The sequence below is a fragment of the Streptomyces spongiae genome, from assembly GCF_009377185.1.
GTDB classification, from domain to species: domain Bacteria; phylum Actinomycetota; class Actinomycetes; order Streptomycetales; family Streptomycetaceae; genus Streptomyces; species Streptomyces spongiae.
Window position 1 is genome coordinate 1 of record NZ_VJZC01000156.1, and the last position, 18,582, is coordinate 18,582.

10 protein-coding genes are annotated in these 18,582 nt (G+C 71.5%); 3 read left to right on the forward strand and 7 right to left on the reverse strand.

Annotation, left to right across the window (positions count from 1 at the left end; translation table 11 throughout):
- From FNH08_RS21680 to FNH08_RS21695, 4 genes are all read right to left on the reverse strand, one after another.
- Nucleotides 1-3,010, reverse strand: a 3,010-nt coding sequence (locus tag FNH08_RS21680; protein ID WP_322725049.1) for a hydantoinase B/oxoprolinase family protein, incomplete at its 3' end; no start/stop codon positions are given.
- Nucleotides 3,011-3,034: 24 nt separating this feature from the next.
- A complete protein-coding gene (locus FNH08_RS21685) occupies nucleotides 3,035-3,430 on the reverse strand; it encodes a DUF742 domain-containing protein (protein WP_152773155.1) in 396 nt (131 codons plus the stop codon).
- 18 nt (nucleotides 3,431-3,448) lie between these two features.
- Nucleotides 3,449-3,880: a roadblock/LC7 domain-containing protein gene (locus FNH08_RS21690; RefSeq protein WP_152773156.1), complete on the reverse strand. Its 432-nt coding sequence runs from the start codon at nucleotides 3,878-3,880 to the stop codon at nucleotides 3,449-3,451.
- Nucleotides 3,877-6,690 carry a sensor histidine kinase gene (locus tag FNH08_RS21695; RefSeq protein WP_152773157.1) on the reverse strand — a complete coding sequence of 938 codons (2,814 nt, stop codon included), beginning with the start codon at nucleotides 6,688-6,690 and terminating at the stop codon, nucleotides 3,877-3,879. Before FNH08_RS21695 ends, FNH08_RS21690 begins: the two co-directional genes overlap by 4 nt.
- Nucleotides 6,691-7,065: 375 nt before the next feature.
- On the opposite strand from FNH08_RS21695, the gene FNH08_RS21705 reads away from it, so the two are divergent.
- The 3 genes from FNH08_RS21705 (at nucleotide 7,066) to FNH08_RS21715 (ending at nucleotide 11,148) form a co-directional block, all read left to right on the forward strand.
- On the forward strand, nucleotides 7,066-7,677 hold the full coding sequence (locus tag FNH08_RS21705; RefSeq protein WP_407704423.1) for a hypothetical protein: 612 nt from the start codon (nucleotides 7,066-7,068) through the stop codon (nucleotides 7,675-7,677).
- 310 nt (nucleotides 7,678-7,987) lie between these two features.
- Nucleotides 7,988-9,448: an aldehyde dehydrogenase family protein gene (locus tag FNH08_RS21710; RefSeq protein WP_322725051.1), complete on the forward strand. Its 1,461-nt coding sequence runs from the start codon at nucleotides 7,988-7,990 to the stop codon at nucleotides 9,446-9,448.
- Between the two features lie 128 nt (nucleotides 9,449-9,576).
- A complete protein-coding gene (locus FNH08_RS21715) occupies nucleotides 9,577-11,148 on the forward strand; it encodes an APC family permease (RefSeq protein WP_152773159.1) in 1,572 nt (523 codons plus the stop codon).
- 43 nt (nucleotides 11,149-11,191) lie between these two features.
- Here FNH08_RS21715 and FNH08_RS21720 read toward each other — a convergent pair whose 3' ends face one another.
- From FNH08_RS21720 to FNH08_RS21730, 3 genes are all read right to left on the reverse strand, one after another.
- A complete protein-coding gene (locus FNH08_RS21720) occupies nucleotides 11,192-15,844 on the reverse strand; it encodes a coiled-coil domain-containing protein (RefSeq protein ID WP_152773160.1) in 4,653 nt (1,550 codons plus the stop codon).
- Between the two features lie 49 nt (nucleotides 15,845-15,893).
- Entirely contained in the window at nucleotides 15,894-16,772 is an 879-nt protein-coding gene (locus FNH08_RS21725) for a hypothetical protein (protein ID WP_322725053.1), read from the reverse strand.
- A gap of 127 nt (nucleotides 16,773-16,899) precedes the next feature.
- Nucleotides 16,900-18,426 carry a hypothetical protein gene (locus FNH08_RS21730; RefSeq protein ID WP_322725054.1) on the reverse strand — a complete coding sequence of 509 codons (1,527 nt, stop codon included), beginning with the start codon at nucleotides 18,424-18,426 and terminating at the stop codon, nucleotides 16,900-16,902.
- Nucleotides 18,427-18,582: the final 156 nt, after the last annotated feature.

Sequence of the window (18,582 nt, forward strand, 5' to 3'; positions counted from 1 at the left end):
GCATCGAGCCGGGCGGGACGACGATGTCGAGGGGGCGCAGACAGCCGTCGTTGAGCGGGATGTCGTCGGCGACGAGGGTGCGGAAGACATAGAGCACGGCCGCGTTGACGACCGAGAAGGGTGCGTTGAAGTTGGTGGCGAGCTGCGGGGAGGTGCCCGTGAAGTCGACGGTCGCAGAGCGGTTTTCACGGTCCACGCGTACGCGTACGCGGATGACGGCGCCGGAGTCGGTCTCGTAGGCGTACTCGCCGTCGTCCAGGGCGTCGATGACGCGCCGAACTGCTTCTTCCGCATTGTCCTGGACGTGTCTCATGTATGCCTGGACGACGTCGAGGCCGAAGTTCTGGATCATGCGGGCGACTTCGTCGACGCCCTTCTGGTTGGCGGCGATCTGGGCGCGCAGGTCGGCGAGGTTGGTCCTGGGGTTGCGGGAGGGGTACGGGGCCTCGGTGAGCGCGCGGAGGGTCTCCTCCTCGCGGAAGCGGCCGGACTCGGCGAGCAGCCAGTTGTCGAAGAGGATGCCCTCCTCGTCGATGGTGCCGCTGTTCGCGGGCATGGAGCCGGGCTGGATGCCGCCGATCTCGGCGTGGTGGCCGCGTGAGGCGACGTAGAACAGGATCCGGTCACCCTCCGTGTCGAAGACCGGGGTGATCACGGTGACGTCGGGCAGGTGGGTGCCGCCGTGGTACGGGTCGTTGACGGCGTAGGTGTCGCCCTTGCGCATGCCGTCTCCGCGCCGCCGGATGACCTCCTTGACGCTGGTGCCCATGGAGCCCAGGTGCACCGGGATGTGGGGGGCGTTGGCGACCAGGTTGCCCTCGGGGTCGAAGAGGGCGCAGGAGAAGTCCAGGCGTTCCTTGATGTTGACGGACTGGGCGGTGGACTCCAGGCGGGCGCCCATCTGTTCGGCGATGGACATGAAGAGGTTGTTGAAGACCTCAAGGAGAACGGGGTCGACTTTTGTGTCGAGATCGGAACTCTCCGTAACCGCCGCGCGTTCCATGACCAAGTGGCCGTCACCGGTGACGGCCGCCTGCCAGCCGTCGTCCACGACCGTGGTGGCGCCGGCCTCGGTGATGATCGCGGGCCCGGTGACGGTCTCGCCGGGTGGGAGCTGCTCGCGGCGGTGCAGGGGTACGTCGCGCCAGGTGCCACCCGTGTGGAGGCTGACGCTCTCGGGGGCGGCGGGCCGGATTTCGGTGGCGGTGCCCTCAGAGGAGGCGAGGGCGGAGAGATCGGGGGGTTCGGTGATGCCGGTGGCTTCCACGGAGAGGGCTTCGACGACCACGGGTCGGTCGAGGGTGAAGGAGTACGTGGCGCGATGACGTTCTTCGAAGGCGTGCCGCATGGTGGCGGGTTCCGCGAGTTCGACGGTGAGAGCGGTGTCGGTGCTGTCATAGCGGAGCTGGGCGCGGCGCGTGACGCGGACGCGGTCCTCGGGGACGTCCTCGGCGCGGAGTTCGGCGCGGGCGGCGCCCTCCAGATCGTCGGCGGTCTGCCGGACGCCGGGCATCGAGGCGGGCTCCAGGAGGGCCTCGACGGACTGTTCGCGCATGGCCGTGGTGTCGGCGAGGCCGATGCCGAGCGCGGACAGCACGCCGGCCACGGGCGGGACGAGGACGGTCCGGATGCCCAGCGAGTCGGCGACCATGCACGCGTGCTGGCCGCCCGCGCCACCGAAGGTGGTCAGGGCGTACCGGGTGACGTCGTGGCCCTTCTGGACCGAGATCCGCTTCACGGCGCCCGCGATGTTGGCGACGGCGATCTGCAGGTAGCCCTCGGCGACCTGCTCGGGGGTGCGGTCGTCGCCGGCCCGGTCGCGGATCTCACGCGTGAGGGCGGCGAAGCGGTCGCGGACGAGCGCGTCGTCGAGGGGCTGGTCGCCGTCCGTGCCGAACACGCGCGGGAAGTGACCGGGCTGGATGCGGCCGAGCATGACGTTGGCGTCGGTGACGGTGAGCGGGCCGCCGCCCCGGTAGCAGGCGGGCCCCGGGTCCGCGCCCGCCGAGTCCGGCCCTACGCGGTAGCGGGAGCCGTCGAAGTGGAGGATCGAGCCGCCGCCCGCGGCGACGGTGTGGATGTCCAGCATGGGCGCGCGCAGCCGGACCCCGGCGATCTGTGTGGTGAAGACGCGTTCGTACTCGCCCGCGAAGTGCGAGACGTCCGTGGACGTGCCGCCCATGTCGAAGCCGATGACGCGGTCGAAGCCGGCGAGCTGCGACATGCGGGCCATGCCGACGATGCCGCCCGCGGGTCCGGAGAGGATGGCGTCCTTGCCGCGGAACTGCCCGGCTTCCGCGAGCCCGCCGTTGGACTGCATGAACATCAGCCGTACGCCTTGGAGCTCGTCGGCGACATGCTGGACGTAGCGGCGCAGTACGGGCGACAGGTAGGCGTCGACGACGGCGGTGTCGCCGCGCGGGACGAGCTTCATCAGGGGACTGACCTCGCTGGAGAGCGAGATCTGCGGGAAGCCCGTGCGGCCGGCCAGCTCGCCGACGACCTGCTCGTGGGCGGGGTGGAGGTGGCTGTGCATACAGACCACGGCGACGGCGCGGATCCCGTCGTCGTACGCCTCCCGGAGGGGTCCCGCGAGGGCGTCCAGGTCGGGGGCGCGGAGCACGGTGCCGTCGGCGGCGATGCGTTCGTCGATCTCCACGACGCGTTCGTACAGCAGCTCGGGGAGCTCGATATGACGGGCGAAGATGTGCGGGCGGTTCTGGTAGGCGATGCGCAGGGCGTCGCGGAAGCCTCGCGTGATGACGAGGAGGGTGCGCTCGCCCTTGCGTTCCAGCAGGGCGTTGGTGGCGACCGTGGTGCCCATACGGACGGCGTCGACGGGGTCCTGGGAGCCGTCCAGGAGTTCATGGACACCCGCGACGGCCGCGTCCGCGTACCGTGCGGGGTTCTCGGAGAGCAGCTTGTGCGTGAGCAGGCGGCCGTCCGGGCGACGCGCGACGATGTCGGTGAAGGTACCGCCTCGGTCTACCCAGAACTGCCAGCCCGTCACTTCTCCACTCCGCTTCCGCGCTGCTCAGAGCGCCCGGAGGCCGTTGATCACGTCGCGCAGAATACTCTCGTCGACCAGCTCGGCCGGGGGTACGGGGCGTGTCACATGGACCATTTCCTCGTCCACGAGGTCGCCCACGAGGACGCGTACCACCCCGATGGGCAGATCGAGCTCGGTGGCGAGTTCGGCCACCGACTGTGGGGTGTCACGGCAGAGCTCGACGATGTCCACGTGCTCCGGAGACAGCGAGTGGTCCGCCTCCTGGTCGTCCTCCCGGATCTCCGCCACGACCACCGCGATGAGATCGAGGCGGTGCTGGACCGCATGGCTGGTGCGGCCCCGCGTCATGGCGTACGGACGGACCACGGGTCCGGCGTCGTCGTCGAACCAGTGGCTTCTTCCCTGCCCGTCTCCGCTCATGACATCCCACTACCCGTCCTAGGGCACATCGGTGCGCGGAGCGGCACCCAGATGTACGCCGACGCGCTTCACGAGGAGCGTCATCTCGTACGCGATCTGGCCGATGTCCGCGTCGGCGTCCGCGAGGACGGCGAGACAGCTGCCGTCACCGGCGGCCGTGACGAACAGGAAGGCGTCGTCGAGCTCGACCACGGTCTGCCGGACGCTGCCCGCCTCGAAGTGGCGCCCGACGCCCTTGGCCAGGCTGTGGAAGCCCGAGGAGACGGCCGCGAGGTGCTCGCTGTCCTCGCGGGTGAGGTCCTTGGAGAAGCCGGTGGGCAGCCCGTCGCCCGAGAGCACGAGTGCCTTGCGGATGCTGCCGACACGCTCCACCAGATCGTCCAGGAGCCAGTTCAGCTCCCTCGACTGCGAGCCGGCGGCGGTGGGCCCTGGGCCCTGCGGTGCGGTCATCGACCGTCCCCCCTTGTCGTTCCTCGTGCTGAGCCGTCCCGGGCGTCGTCGCCCGCGGCGTTCTCCTCGCGGCCTCGCTGCCAGCCCCGCTGGAGCGAGGCCATACGGCTGCGTACCTCGTCGGCGTCGCGCTGGGCGACGTCCCCCTGGTCGGTGCGGGCCTTTTCGCGTTCGGCCCGTCGTCCCGGGCCGTCCTTCAGCTGTGGAGCCAGGTTGGCCTGTCGGACGCGCCGGGGCAGCGGCCTCGTTCCTGATTCTCCCTCGCCGCGTGTGGTGTCCGTGCCCGGGGTCGCGTCGATGGCCTGGCTCGACGAGGTCGTACGACGGCGTTGGGGCAGCGCGGGCGGCTCGTCCGCCGAGCGGGCGAGGGACTCCCTGGGGTCGGCGGGCCGGAGGGCGGACAGCCCCGGGTGGTCACCCCGTCGGGCCGGCAGATGCTTCGGTTCCTCCAGGCCCGCCTGCACCGGCTCGCGGTTTTCCGGGTATTGCTCGTCCTCACGGCGGGGCCTCTCCGTCACGGGGCGGCCGTGGGAGCTGACGAGTTTGGGCACGCGGCGCCGTGGCAGCGCTGCGGGACCACCCGGCTGGTCGGTGTCCGCGTCGCCGGGGCGCGCGGGCTCGTCTCGGCCCTCGCGGTGTTGCGGCTGCTCGCTCGGGACACCCGCGATGGAGCGGCGTGGCCGGAACAGACCGCCGCGTTCCCCATCCTCGTCGTCGAGGGCACCTGGGAAGGTGCCGAAGGTGTCGCCCAGGCCGACGGGCGCCTCGAGCTCGACCGGGCCGTCCAGCAGCGAGGCCGGGAGGCCGGGGAGCCGCACGGGTACGTCGGAGAGGGCCGAGTGGCGCTCCGCCTCGAGCTCGGCCTCCCTGGAGGGATGCGCCCGGTCGAGACGGAAGCCGATGCCGTTGGTGTCCGGGACGTCGTCCGTGAGCAGGGCGTCGGGGATGAAGACGACGGCGGTGGTGCCGCCGTACGGCGAGGGCTGCAGGGAGACCCGGACGTTCTGCCGCTGGGCCAGCCGGCTGACCACGAACAGGCCGAGCCGGTCGGTGTCGGACAGTTCGAACTCCGGGGTCTCGGCGAGCCGCAGGTTCGCTTCGAGGAGCGCCTCGGCCGCCATGCCCAGACCCCGGTCGTGGATCTCCAGGGTGAAGCCGTTGGCTACGCGCTCGCCCAGGACCTGGACGGCGGTGTGCGGGGGCGAGAACACCGTGGCGTTCTCCAGGAGCTCGGCCACGAGGTGGGTGAGGTCGGCGACCGCCGGGCCGGTGACGGCGACGCGGGGCAGTCGGCGTACCTCGATGCGCTCGTAGTCCTCCACCTCGGCGACGGAGGCGCGTACGACGTCCATGAGCTGGATGGGTTTGCGCCACTGCCGGGAGGGTGCGGCGCCGGAGAGGATGACCAGGCCCTCGGCGTGGCGGCGCATACGCGTCGTGAGGTGGTCGAGGCGGAACAGGTCGGCGAGTTCCTCGGTGTCCTCGGTGCGGCGCTCCATGGTGTCGAGGAGGGTGAGCTGCTTGTGGAGCAGGACCTGGCTGCGCCGGGCGAGGTTGACGAAGACCTCGGAGATTCCGTCGCGGAGTTCGGACTGCTTGACCGCGGCCTCGACGGCGGCGCGCTGGAGGGTGTTGACGGCCTGGCCGACCTCGCCCATCTCGGTCTTGGCGTACTCCAGGCGCGGGACCTCGGTCTCCACGTCGACCTTCTCGCCCGCGGACAGCCGCCGCATCACGCTGGGCAGGCGGGCACCGGCGGCCTCGTTGGCGTCCTGGCGCAGCCGGCGCAGGTCACGGACGAGGGACCGGCCGATGCGCACGGACATGAACAGCGAGAACAGCACGGCGACGAGGCCGAGGACGCCCGCGATGACGGCCTTGAGGACGACGTTGACGACGAGGGGCTGAACCCGCTCCTGGAACCGGTCGCCCGCCTGGACGTTGAGGTCGGCGAGTTCGTCGAGGACGTCGCCTGCGGCGCTGTCCCAGGTCTTCGCGGTGACACCGTGGGGTTTGCCCGGGTCGCCGTTGATGACGGCCTGCTCGATCACCCGCAGGGGACCGGTACCCGCGTTGTCCCAGTAGCTCTCGAAGCGGTCGCGTTCCGTGGAGGGCAGCAGCGGGAGGTTGGCCTCGTACATCAGCGTGCGCTGGGCGATCAGGTCGGAGACGTCCCGGATCTCGTCACGCGTGATGTTTCCCGAGACGAGCGCCGAGCTGAGGAGGGCGTCTTCGCGGGAGAGCAGTTCACGGGCGCGGGCCACGTTGACGAGGGCGCGGCCCTGTTTGTCCATTTCCACGTTGTCCAGGACGTGGAGGTTGGCCAGGAGGGCGTAGCAGGGGTCCACGAGGCGGTTGTAGAGGTCGAGGGCCTGGGAGACGTTGACGGTGCCCTGCTCGACACTGCTGCGCAGGGAGGTGAGGCCGTCGAGGGCGTCCAGGATCGCGGTGAGGTCTGTGGAAGTGTCCTCACTCATCTCGTCCTGCATGTCGCCGTCCTCGGACTTCTCGCGGATGGCGGCGACGGCCTTGTCGGTGGCTGTCCGGCTGCGCTCCAGTGCGGTGAGCGCGTCGGAGGCGCGAGGGTCGGCGAGGTAGACGAGAGTCTGACGGCGCTCCTCCTGGAGGACCTGGACAGTGTCCTCGGTGGGGTAGCCGATCTCCTCGACGACGTCCGAGATCGCGAAGAGCTGATTGACGTCGCGGACAGTGAGATACGTGGCGAAGGCCCAGATGCCCGTCAGTGACAGCAGGGGCACGAGAAGCAGCGCCACGATCTTCCGGCGGATGGACTTCCCGCGAAAGCGCATGGCCTCCCCCAGCTCGGCCCCCACCGCACCGGGGGCACACACGTGCGTCAACAAACTTGCGTGAGCCTACTACTGAGACACAGGTAACTCGAAGGGCAGTCCGGGTGCACGCCACGCGTACGGGGAACGAGACATGGGGAGTTGTCCGTTCATTACGGGAGATTGCCTCCTGCGGTCCGGCACTTGGGGCGATCACATCCCGTCGGGGAACTTTGTCGGTTGGCCGGAATTCTTCGCTCACCGGGAATCTTCTTCGGACGTCGATCGTCTTTCTGTACAGGATGTGGGGGGCGGATTCGGCTGTAGACGCCGCATGCCGCGCTCAGGCGGCGTAGATCAGCGCAAGCCGGGCAGCCAGAGGGGTGCCGGGTTCTCATGAGCCCGGAGAGAGAGCTGTCTGCCGGCGGTGGGGAGGACAAGTTGATGGGCACGGCGGAGCGGCGCATGGCGCCCGGAGACGGCGTGACAGCGCCCGCGGCGGAAACGGGCCGGGAGTCCGGGTCGGATCAGGGCATTCCGGCGGGTGCCGCGCTCCGGCGGAGCGACCCTGGCCGCGGCCAGGACGCGTTGGACGGCGGCGAAGGGCAGCCGTACTACCGGCCGTTGTGGATCGAGGAGCCCGCGCGGAAGCGACGGTTGCCTGATCCGGTACGGACGGCGGCCGTGCGCGCGGTGCTCATCACCGCGGTCACCCTGGTCCAGGCGATGGTGGCGTTCCTGTGCACGATGGCCGGTTCCTGGCTGGCCTTCCCCATGGTCCTCAGCAGTGTCGCCAGCACGGTGGTGGCGACCTGGGGCGTGCTGGACGTGTGGGTGACACGACAGGTGTGGAACCAGCGGAACGGAGTGGTGTCGACCCCCAGCAGCACGGCTCGCGCCCTGCGTCGGGAGCGCCGCCGCGCACGGCGGCGGGCCCGGGCGGCGACACGGAGCCAGGAGCGAATACGTCGGCGGCAGGGCGGAGCCGGACAGTTGTCGCACTCGTAGGCTCCACCGGACCGTCGAGACTCTGCCGTAGGCGGCCTGCGGCAGATGCCGGCCACGAGCCGGGGCGAGGCGACGACTCCGGGGACCGGGACCGCCGCTACCCCGCGATCACGGGGAAGCAGACCGCCTTCGTCGACCTCCGGAGTGTGTCCTTCTGCGCCACATATTGCCGATGGCCGAGGACTGCACGATCGTCTAAGGCGACTGGCGTCGCGCGCGTACCGCAAGGCATCGGGATCTTCCACGAGTGGCTGATCCAGAAGCTGGGAAGCGATGGTGCCTGAGCCGTACGACACCCCGGGAGGCGGCAGTGCCGGACCTGTTCATTGGCGGCAGATGGGTGGGCGCTCTCGACGAGCGCACCCGGGAGATCCGTTGTCCCGCCGACGGATCACTGGTCGCGGTCGTCGACGAGGCGGGCGGCAAGGACACCGTCGAGGCGATAGCCGCCGCGCGCCGCGCCTTCGACGAGGGCCCCTGGCCCACAACCCCGGCGGTCGAGCGCGGTGACCTGCTGCTGCGGGTGGCCGACCTCCTCGTCCGCGACAAGGACGCGATCGCACGCGCCGAGTCCCTCGACACCGGGAAGCGGCTGGTCGAGAGCGAGTACGACATCGACGACATCGTGAACTGTTTCCGCTACTTCGGCCGTACGGCCGCCGCGGAGACGGGGCGCGTGGTCGACACCGGAGTGGCGGGCGCCGACAGCCGGGTGGTGTACGAGCCGGTGGGGGTCTGCGCGCTGATCACGCCGTGGAACTACCCACTCCTGCAGACGGCGTGGAAGGTCGCCCCCGCGCTCGCGGCGGGCAACACCTTCCTCCTGAAGCCGAGTGAGCTCACCCCGCACAGCGCGATCCATCTGATGCGGCTGCTGGAGGAGGCGGGTCTGCCGCCGGGTGTCGCCAACCTGGTCCTGGGCGCGGGGCCCGAGGCGGGCGCGCCGCTCGCCGACCACCCGGACGTGGACCTGGTGTCCTTCACCGGTGGCCTGCAGACCGGCCGGGGGCTGATGGCGGCCGCGGCCGGGACCGTGAAGAAGGTCGCCCTGGAACTCGGCGGCAAGAACCCGAACATCGTCTTCGCCGACGCCGACTTCGAGACGGCCGTCGACATGGCGCTGACCGCGGTGTTCCTGCACTCCGGGCAGGTGTGCTCAGCGGGGGCGCGCCTGCTGGTGGAGGACTCGCTGCACGACCGGTTCGTCGACGAGGTAGTGCGCCGGGCCAGGGAGATCCGGCTCGGGGGGCCGTTCGACGAGCGGGCGCAGACCGGGCCGCTGATCTCGGCGGCGCACCGCGCGAAGGTCGAGGCGTACGTCGCCAAGGGCCTGGAGGAGGGCGCGGTCCTGCGGTGCGGGGGCAAGCGGCCCGAGGGGCTCGACGAGGGGTTCTACTATCTGCCGACCGTGCTGGACGAGTGCGACGGCTCGATGTCGGTGGTGCGGGAGGAGTCCTTCGGACCGGTGCTGACCGTGGAGCGGTTCAGCGGCGAGGACGAGGCGGTGCGGCTGGCCAACGCCACCATCTACGGTCTCGCCGGCGCGGTGTGGACCACCGACGAGGCGAAGGCGCAGCGGGTCGTGGCCCGACTGCGGATCGGCACGATCTGGATCAACGACTACCACCCGTACGTGCCGCAGGCCGAGTGGGGCGGCTTCAAGCAGTCCGGCTTCGGCCGAGAACTGGGACCCTCGGGGCTCGCCGAGTACCGCGAGGCGAAGCACATCTGGCGCAACACCGATCCCTCGCCGCAGGGTTGGTTCGCCTGACCTTGGCATAACTCTTCGTAACAGTCAGCTCGTTGGCCTCGCGCAGGGCCAGGAACCCGCGTAGAACCCCTCTTTGATCACGGCACCCGCTCGAGCCGCTCCCCCATCCCTCCTCCAGGAGTCCGCTCATGACGACAACCGAGCAACCGAAAAGCCCACAAGGCCAGGACGACGCCGAACTCGCCGAGTTCGGTTACAAGCCAGAGCTCAAGCGCACCCTCGGCAACTTCCACACCTTCGCCGCGGGTATCAGCTACATCTCCATCCTGACCGGCACCTTCCAGCTGTTCTACTTCGGCTACGGCAGCGGTGGCCCCGCGTACTGGTGGTCGTGGCCGATGGTCTTCGTCGGCCAGTTCATGGTCGCGCTGTGCTTCGCGGAGCTGGCCGCTCGCTACCCGGTGGCGGGGTCCGTCTACAACTGGTCGAAGAAGATAGGCAACCCGCACCTCGGCTGGCTCGCCGGCTGGATGATGCTGATCGCCTCGATCGTGTCCATCTCGGCGGTGGCGCTCGCCTACCAGCTCACGCTGCCGCAGATCTCCGACGTGTTCCAGATCGTCGGGGACGGCACGGGCACGTACGACGTCGCGACGAACGCGGTGATCCTGGCCGCCGTGCTGATCCTGTTCACCACGCTGGTGAACGCCTTCGGCGTCAAACTGATGGCCACCATCAACACGGCGGGCGTCTTCATCGAGCTCATCGCCACCGTCGTCCTGATCGCGCTGTTCGCCGTGCACATCACGCGCGGCCCGCAGGTGGTCATGGAGACGAACGGCACCGGGGCGGGCTACGGAGCCGGGTACCTGGGAGCGTTTCTCGTGGCGTCGCTGGCGTCCGCGTACGTCATGTACGGCTTCGACACGGCCGCCTCGCTCGGCGAGGAGTCGCTGGACCCGACTCGGAACGCGCCGCGCGCGATCATCCGGGCCATCGTCGCCTCCTTCGTTCTCGGCGGCCTGATCCTGCTGCTGGCGCTGATGAGCGTGTCCAGTCTGAAGGGCGAGAAGCTGTCCACGGACGGCCTTCAGTATGTGGTACTCGACGTGCTCGGTCCGACGGCCGGCAAGGCGATGCTGTGGTGCGTGCTGATCGCGGTCACGGTCTGTGCCCTGGCCGTGCACACGGCCGCGGTCCGGCTGGCGTTCGCCATGGCCCGTGACAACAACCTGCCCGCGTCCTCACGGCTGGCCAAGTGTCACCCGCGCTTCCAGACGCCGGTTCTCCCGACCGTGATCATCGGGATCCTGGCGTTGGCGATCCTCGTGGTCAACATCCGCCAGCCACAGATCTTCACGGTCGTCACCAGCATCGGCATCATCATGATCTACCTCGCCTACCTCGGCGTCACGGTGCCGATGCTGGTGGCCCGGCTGCGCGGGAAGTGGCAGCCGGCGGGCGACGGCAGGTTCTCGCTGGGCCGCTGGGGGCTCCTGGTCAACATCGTGGCCGTGGTGTGGGGCGCGGGCATGACGCTCAACCTGATCTGGCCGCGTGCCTCGGTCTACAACGCGACCGCCCCGTTCCACTGGTACCTGCAGTGGGGTGCGGTCCTGTTCGTCGGGATCATCGCGGGTGGCGGCTTCGCGTACTACTGGTTCGTGCAGCGACACAGGACGGGCGTGCTGGCCGAGCACCAGCTGCAGTCCGAGGACGCCTCCGCCGTCCCGCCCGTATCGTCTCCGGCGACCGACTGAGGGGCGGCCCTCTCCCCGTCACAGCCCCACGCCCCTTGCCCCCTTACGGGGCGCCGGCGGGACGTTTGAACATCCTCGTCGCCGTGATCTCGCTGTGTACCGCCTCGCCCGCCCGGGGCTGCTCCGGCAGTCCCGGGCGGAGGTGTTCCTCCACCCGGATGTACTTGAGGCCGGCGCGCAGGTCGGCGTCGTTGCGGAGGCGGATGACAAGGGGGAACTCGGCCAGCGCGGTCGTGTCGAAGAGTCCCGTGGTGTAGAGGAGCTGGACGCCGAGGGCGTCGGACACGGCTCGCTGGAGTTCCAGCAGGTACGTCGCGTTCGCGCGCCCGATGGGGTTGTCCAGGAACAGGGTGCCCGCGTGCCGGTGCTTGTCGCGGCCCCGGTCGTTGCTGCGCAGCGCGGCCATCGTGCAGTACAGGGCGATGGCGGCCGTGAGCAGCTGGCCGCCCGAGAACACGTCGCCCATCTGTCCGACGGGCACGCGCTCGGCGCGCAGCACGGCGTCCGGCTTGAGGATCTCGACGGCGACGCCCTTGGGCTGGAGGGCCGCGCTGACCCCCCTGAGCAGCAGGGACATACCGTCGCGGCGCAGGTCGGAGTTCTTCTTGACGGCCGCGCGGGTGGCGTCGTCGATGACTTCGCCGAGCCGTTCGATGAGGGTGGCCTGGTCGGGCTCCTCGAAGCGGATGCGCAGGAACTCCTGCCCGGACCACTCGCCGAGTCCCTCCGGCAGCCGGGAGAGCCGCTGGGCGGACCGGAGGGTCGCCAGGGCCGACTCGACCAGCCCGCGCAGACGGTCCACGATCGAGTCCCGGTTGCGCTCCAGCTGCTCCAACTCGTCCGTGAGGACCCTGAGTCGGGGGGCGAAGGCGTCCGCCCACTTCTGGGCGTGCTCGGGCAGCGCGGACGCGGGCAGTTCGCGGATCTGCTGGCGGGCCGGGGTGCGGACCTGCTCGTAGCGTGTGGAGTTGGCGTGCCGGACAAGGACGTCACTGGCCTCGCGCACCGCGGCCTCGGCGGCGGACAGGTCGGCGGCGCAGCCACGCAGCGAACGGCGGGCCTCGGCGGCTGCCTTGCGGGCCTCTTCGGGGCCGCCGGGGTACGGCTCGGGCTGTTCCTGCTCCTCGTCGGCCGCGTGCTCACGGAGGAGGTCGCGCAGGAGGGCGGCTGTCTCGTCGAAGCCTCCGGCCGCGTCCTCCGCGGCGCGGTGGGCGTCGAGGAGTTCGGCGTGGGCCTCGCGGGCCTGGGTCAACGCCTCGGTGTGGGAGGCGAGTTCGGCGGTGGCGGTGCGCAGCAGGGCCTGGGCATGGTCGGCGTCGCGCGGGGCGAGTTCCTCGGGCAGTTCGGTGTGTGCCTCGCCGTCCTCGGGGGCGTGCCGCTCGGCCTCTCCGCGCAGCCGTCCGAGCTGCTCGCTCGCGGTGGACATGCGGGTCTCCAGGAGCTGCACCAGTTCCTCAGCGCGGGCGGCGGCGGCCTGCCGGGAGGGCCCGTCGGAGCCGTCGGGTGACTGAAGGAGCTGCTCGGCGCGGTTGCGGACCTTGTTGCTGAGCCGGTCGAGTTCGGTGCGTGCGGCGCTCTCGTCGCTCTCGGCCCGTGCCTGTTCGGCCCGCAGGTCGGCGCCGACACCGACCTTCTCGTACACCTGGGAGGCGGCGCGGTACGCCTCCCGGAGGGCAGGGAGGGACGCCTTCGGCGCGTCCGTGCCGTCGTCCGGTACGTCGTCGGGGGCGCCCGCGATCTCGGCGCGCTCGGCGCGCAGGGCGCGGGCGGTGCGGCGGGCGTCGTCGGCGGCGCGCTGGGCGCCACGGCGGTCCTCGTCGGCGGCGCGGGCGCGCTCCAGGCAGACCTGGGCGCGGCTCTCGGACTCGGCGGCCTCGTCGGCGAGTTCGCGTACCTTGACCTGCCAGCCGGAGCGCTCGCGCAACCGGTAGGCGAGGCCTGCGAGGGCGTCGGCGGAGCGGCGGGCCTTCTGCGCGGCCTCCTGCCGCTCGTCGCGGACCTGGGCGGCCTCGGCTGCGGCCTCCTCGGCCTCGACCCGTACGGTGCGCGCCTCGGTGAGCTCGGCCTCGGACTCCTCGGCGAACGCGCGCGTGTCCCGGGCGGCCGTGGCGAGTTCGGTGAGTCGTCCGGCCGGGCATCCCGTGCGCCAGGAGGCGAGCCGTGCGGCCAGTTCGCGGTCCTTGCCGAGCCGTGCGGCGAGGGTGCGGATCTCCTCGTCCCGCTCGGTCGCCCGCGCGCGCAGCGCCTGCCGCTCCTCGTCGGCGGCGTGCTCGTCGTGCATGGCCGGGTTCGGCGGTACGAGGAAGACGCCGCTGTTGCCCTCGTCGGGGGCCGGGGTCGGCGCGAGCAGTGCGGCGGCCGTGCCCACGGCCACGGCGGATCTCGGCAGCAGGGCCGCGTCGGAGAGCGCCGCGCGCGCCCGGGCATGTGTGTCAGGGTCGGTGATGATCACTCCGTCGACCAGCTCCGGCCGCGCGGCCAGCACACGTGCGTGGTCGGTGGGGTCGACGGCCTGGGCGAGGTAGCGCCAGCCGGGCAGCGCGGGGATGCCGTGCTCGCCGAGGAACTCGACGGTGGCCAGCACGTCCGGACCCGGCGGCAGCAGCCCGCCGTCGCCGAGGGCGCCGAGGATCCGGGAGTCGTCGGCGGCGGCGGTGCGCAGCTCGAACAGGTGCCGCTCGGCGGAGGCGACGTTGTCGTCGAGCAGCTCGCGGAGTTCGTCGGCGTACCGGTCCAGTTCCTCGGGAGTGAGGGGCCCTTCGTCGGTGGCGCGAGAGTCAGGATCCGCGGGGTTCGCGCTCGTGGCGTCCGCGCGCCGCTGCTGGGGGAGAGCCTTGCGCGCGCCCTTTCCGCTGCCGAGCCCCAGCAGCTCCGCCAGCCGTTCCTCCCCCGCCAGCGCCTCAGCGGTGCGGTGCTCCGCGTCGTACGCGCGCTCCGCGGCGGTCGCCGCGTCCGCCGCGCGGGCCGCGGTCAGCTCGGCCCGCGACTCGGCCGAGGCCGCTTCCCGGGCGCGCTCGGAGGCACGGCGGGACGTCTCGCGCGCGGTGTCCCAGGCGGCGACGGCCGTCTTCTCGGCGTCGCTCGCGGCGAGCGCGGCCCGCGCCGGATCCGCGTCCGGGGCGCTGTCGTCGAGCCAGCCCGCGCGTACGGCCTCGGCGGTCTCCTGCTCGACCTCGGTGAGCCTCTGCCGCAGGTGCCCGGCCTCGCTGCGGGCGCGCTGGGCCTCGGTGGCGGCGGCCGTCGAGTCCCGGTACGCGGCCTCACTCACCTCCTGGAGGGCGGCGGACCGCTCCTCCTCCTCGTTGGCGAGGGTCTCGGCGCTCCCGGCGGCGCCGTGCAGGGCGCGTACGAGGTCGACGGCGGCCTTGGCTCGGGCGGCGAGCGCGGGGGCGGCGTCCCGCTCGGCCTCCCGGATCGCGGCGGCCACGCGCGCGACCCGGTCGGCCGCCGCGCGGTGACGCAGCACGGCTTCGGCGGCCTGCCAGGCGGAGTGCAGGGTGCGGGCGTCGGCGAGCTCGCGCTTCTGCGCGGCGGCGGACTTCTCGGCGGCGGCCAGCGCCAGCGAGGCGTGCCGGTAGGCGAGTTCGGCCGCGATCAGCGCGCTGCGCTCGCGGGCGCCTTCGGCGTGGGTGACGGCGTGCGCGGCGGCGGAGACCCGCTGGGCGAGGTCGGCGCCCCTCAGGCGCTCCTGTGCGGCCCGGGCGGACAGCCGCCTGGCCAGGGTCCGGGTGCGCCGCTCGGCACCGGCGTGGATGTCCCGGGCCCGCTGCCGAGCCTCGGCGGCGTCGACGATCCGGCCGAGCAGGTCCACGGAGCCCGCCGTGAAGTCCCGTTCGGCGATCAGCTCGGCCCGTCGGCCCAGCTTGTTGCCGAAGCCGCTGACCAGGTCCGCGAGCCCGTCGGTGTCCCGGGTGTCGGTCACGGCCCGCAGCAGCAGGTCGGTGAAGTCGGAGTCCTTCTTGACCGCGAAGAGACCGGCGGCCTCACCCTCGTCGGCGTTCATCTCCCGCTGGTACCGGAAGAGTTCGGGATCCAGTCCCAGCTCCGTCAGATGCTCGTTCCAACGGTCGTGGATCTCCTCCCAGTGGACTTCGAGGTACGGGTATGCCTTGCCCGCCTCGGTGAGCGCGTCCCGGAAGCCCTTCATGGTGCGGCGCCGTCCTTTCGCGCCCGACTGCCCCTCGACGGGCGGCCGTACCGCGGTGGACTCGGCGACCGGCAGGTTGTCGAGACTCAGTCCCGGACCGGGCCGGAAGGAGTACCAGGCTTCGGCGAACTTCCGCGGATCGTTGGAGACCTGCCGCCCCCGCCACTCGCTCGCCTTGCCGACCACGACGCACTCACCGGTCAGCGTGTGTTGCCACTCCAGGGCGACGTGCCCGCAGTCGTCGGCGAGCAGGAACTTGCGCAGCACGCCGGAGCTGGCGCCACCCAGCGTGTTGCGGTGGCCGGGCAGCATCACGGAGAAGATCAGTTTGAGCAGCACCGACTTGCCGCCGCCGTTCTCCAGGAAGAGCACGCCGGCGGGCGCGGGGCGGCGCGGCGGCCCTGTGGGCTCCTCCTCGAAGAACTCCGCCTGCTGGGGCGCGGGGTCGGGCACGGGCCCGCCGACACCCCGCAGGTCCAGCACGGTGTCGGCGTAGCGCGCACCGGCCGGCCCGATGGAGTAGAGGCGGACCCGGGACAGCTCGTACATGGCGGCGGAACTCTCGCAGTCGTAAGGGTGGTTCGTGCGGTCGGGACGGTCAGGAGTGGAACGGCAGCCCGGCGTCGGCCACCAGCTCCAGGTCGTCGGTGTCCTCGCTGGGCAGCAGCGAGGCCGTGCCGTCGGTCACCGGGACGACGCCGAGCTCCAGCAACTCGGCCATGGCGGCGCTGCTCGCCATGTCGCGCACCTGGAGCTGGTAGCGGGCCGTCGTCCGGTACGTCCCGCCGTTGTCGTCACCGGTCCGCTGCAGGAACCCGGAGTCGGTGAGGAACGCGACGGCCTTGCCGACGATGCCGGTGGTCGAACCCGCCAGCCTGCGGGCGTCCTTGGTGGCCCCGGTGGCGCTGCGCCGGACCCAGATCCGCCAGGCCGCCTCCAGCCCTGGCGCCTCCGTGGCCGGGTCGGTGTTCTCCCCCCGCTCGTCGGCCCGCTCCTCCAGCCGCCGACAGGCCTGCCGTACGAAGGCGTCGACCCCGTTGACCGAGACGCGTCCGATGTACCCGTCGTCGGCCAGGTCCTCCGGACGCGGGAACGCCAGGGCGGCCACGGCGAGATGGGCCAGGCCGTGCAGGAACCGGTCCCCCGAGTCGGCCGACGTCCGACGCGCGTAGTCCCCCATGCGTACGGCGAACACGGAGTCCTCGGCCGCCGTGACGGCCATCCCCGCGCGCGGGGACACCTCCAGGACGACCAGCCCCAGGCCGGCGGCCACGGCGTCGGCGAGCCGGGCGAACGGCGGATCCTCGCGGTACCGCCGCAGCAGCTCGCCGTACTCCTGGTCCCGGGCGGGCTGCAGCTTGGGCTGCAGCCCGAACGCCACGAGCCGGGCCGCGTCGGCGGCGTCGGCGGGCGTGATGGCGGTACTGGCCGGCGCGGCGGCAGCCTCCGGCTCACTCCACTCGACGTGCTCGGTCACGGTTGGGGCTCCTTGATGATCGGTACGAGCTCAGGTGTGGGCACGCCCCCGAAAGGGGCGCGGGGAACTGCGCGACAAGCCACACTCGACCCGCACCCGTGAGACGGCCTGACGCTCGACGGCGCTCTCACGCAGCCTCCGTTCTGTCCGCTGCCATCCCCACCGCGTCCAGCAAGGCCGTCCCCACGATCAGATCCGCCCCACCGAACTCCGGATCGTCCAGCTCGGTCCCGTCGTCCACGGCGAACAACAGCTTCTCCTCACCCTGCCGATACGCGGTACCGACCGGCGGGCTGGCCGCGTGCACGGCCAACAGGGCGACCAGATAGGGCAGTTCGGGATCCTGACGGCGAGCCTCCACCAGAAGCCCGGACAACCGCCGCGGCGCGTCCGCGGGCAGGTCGAGCAACTCCATCGCCGCAGCCAGCTGCTCCTCGCTGAACCGGCTGTCATCCGGCGTGGCGATCAGATCCGGCTCGGGCATCTCCGCACCGAGGTGCTCCCGCTCCACCGGCGGGGTCAGCAACAGATCGACCAGGTCCGCGACGCGCACGGAGGCCCGCGTCCGGAACCCCGTACCGCGCCCGAAGAACGCGTCCGTGACGCGGACGGCCTGTTCCAGCGGGAGCGGGAGGACGGGTGCCAGGAGGTGCCCGTAGAGGTCTGTCCCCGACGTGGTCAGAGGCGTGCCGAAGGCTTGCCGGTCCTGCTCGGCACGGAAGAGCGGGCCGGCTTCCAGCAACCGGGACTGCAACTGGGTGTGACGGCGAATGCAGTCCTTGACGATGTCGACGAGCTCGGCGGCGCGCCGCTTTTGTTCGGGGTCCTCGGACTCGTCGCGGGCCTTGCGGATGTTGGTGAGGATCGCGTTCTCGTGGCGGTAGCGGTCGGCGACGTGGTCGAGGGCCTCGGCGATCATGTCGGGCACGGCGCTGAGCCAGTCCACCGCGCGTACGTTGCGGCGTGTGGCGTCCAGGGCCCTGCGCAGGGTCTCCGAGTACTGCACGGTGCGGTAGCGGGCCTGTTCGGCGGCGAGCTGGGCGTCGGCGAGGCGGCCGCGGCTGATCAGGACCTCCAGCTTGACCTCGGCGGCGATCTGCGCACTGGTGACGTCGGTGTCGAGGGCGCCCACCAGGACGTTGACGGCCTCGTCGGTCGTCCGGAGGTAGACGCCGCCCCCGTAGCCGGGGACCTCCTCGATCAGCTTGAAGTCGTAGTCGCGGCGTACATATGTGCCGTCGGGTGCGAACGTGCCGTAGACGGCCCGGAAGCCGCGGTCCACGCTGCCGACGTTGATCAGGTTCTCCAGGACCCAGCGGGCGACGCGCTCGTGCTCGGTGACGGGGCGCTGCGGGGCCTGGGCGGCGATGCGCGGGATGAGGCGGGCGACGATCTGGTCGTGGTCCGCGCCCGTGTCGAAGTCCATGTTCAGCGTGACCAGGTCGATGGCGGCGAGGGCGACCTCCGCCATGCCGTACACCGAGTACTCACCGGCGAGGTTGGCCTTGCGCGCGTCGAGGTCGTGCAGCGGCGCGGTGCAGGCGAGCGCGCGCAGCCGTCGCGCCAGCCCCTCGTCGGCGGCCGGGCCCAAGGCGGGGCGCGACCCCGCGCTGAGCTGGGGCGGAACGCTGTCCGTCGATGCGGGTGAAGTCACGGTGCACAGACTAGGTCCTGGGTCTGACAACGACCCAAACGACGGCGCTCCGCTGGGAGAGCCGGGTACTGCGGGTTTGTCTCTCGGGTGCGGGCCGTCCGTGGTTGCTCGCGCGGTTCCCCGCGCCCCTTTCAGGGGCGCCCCCACCCCTTACGG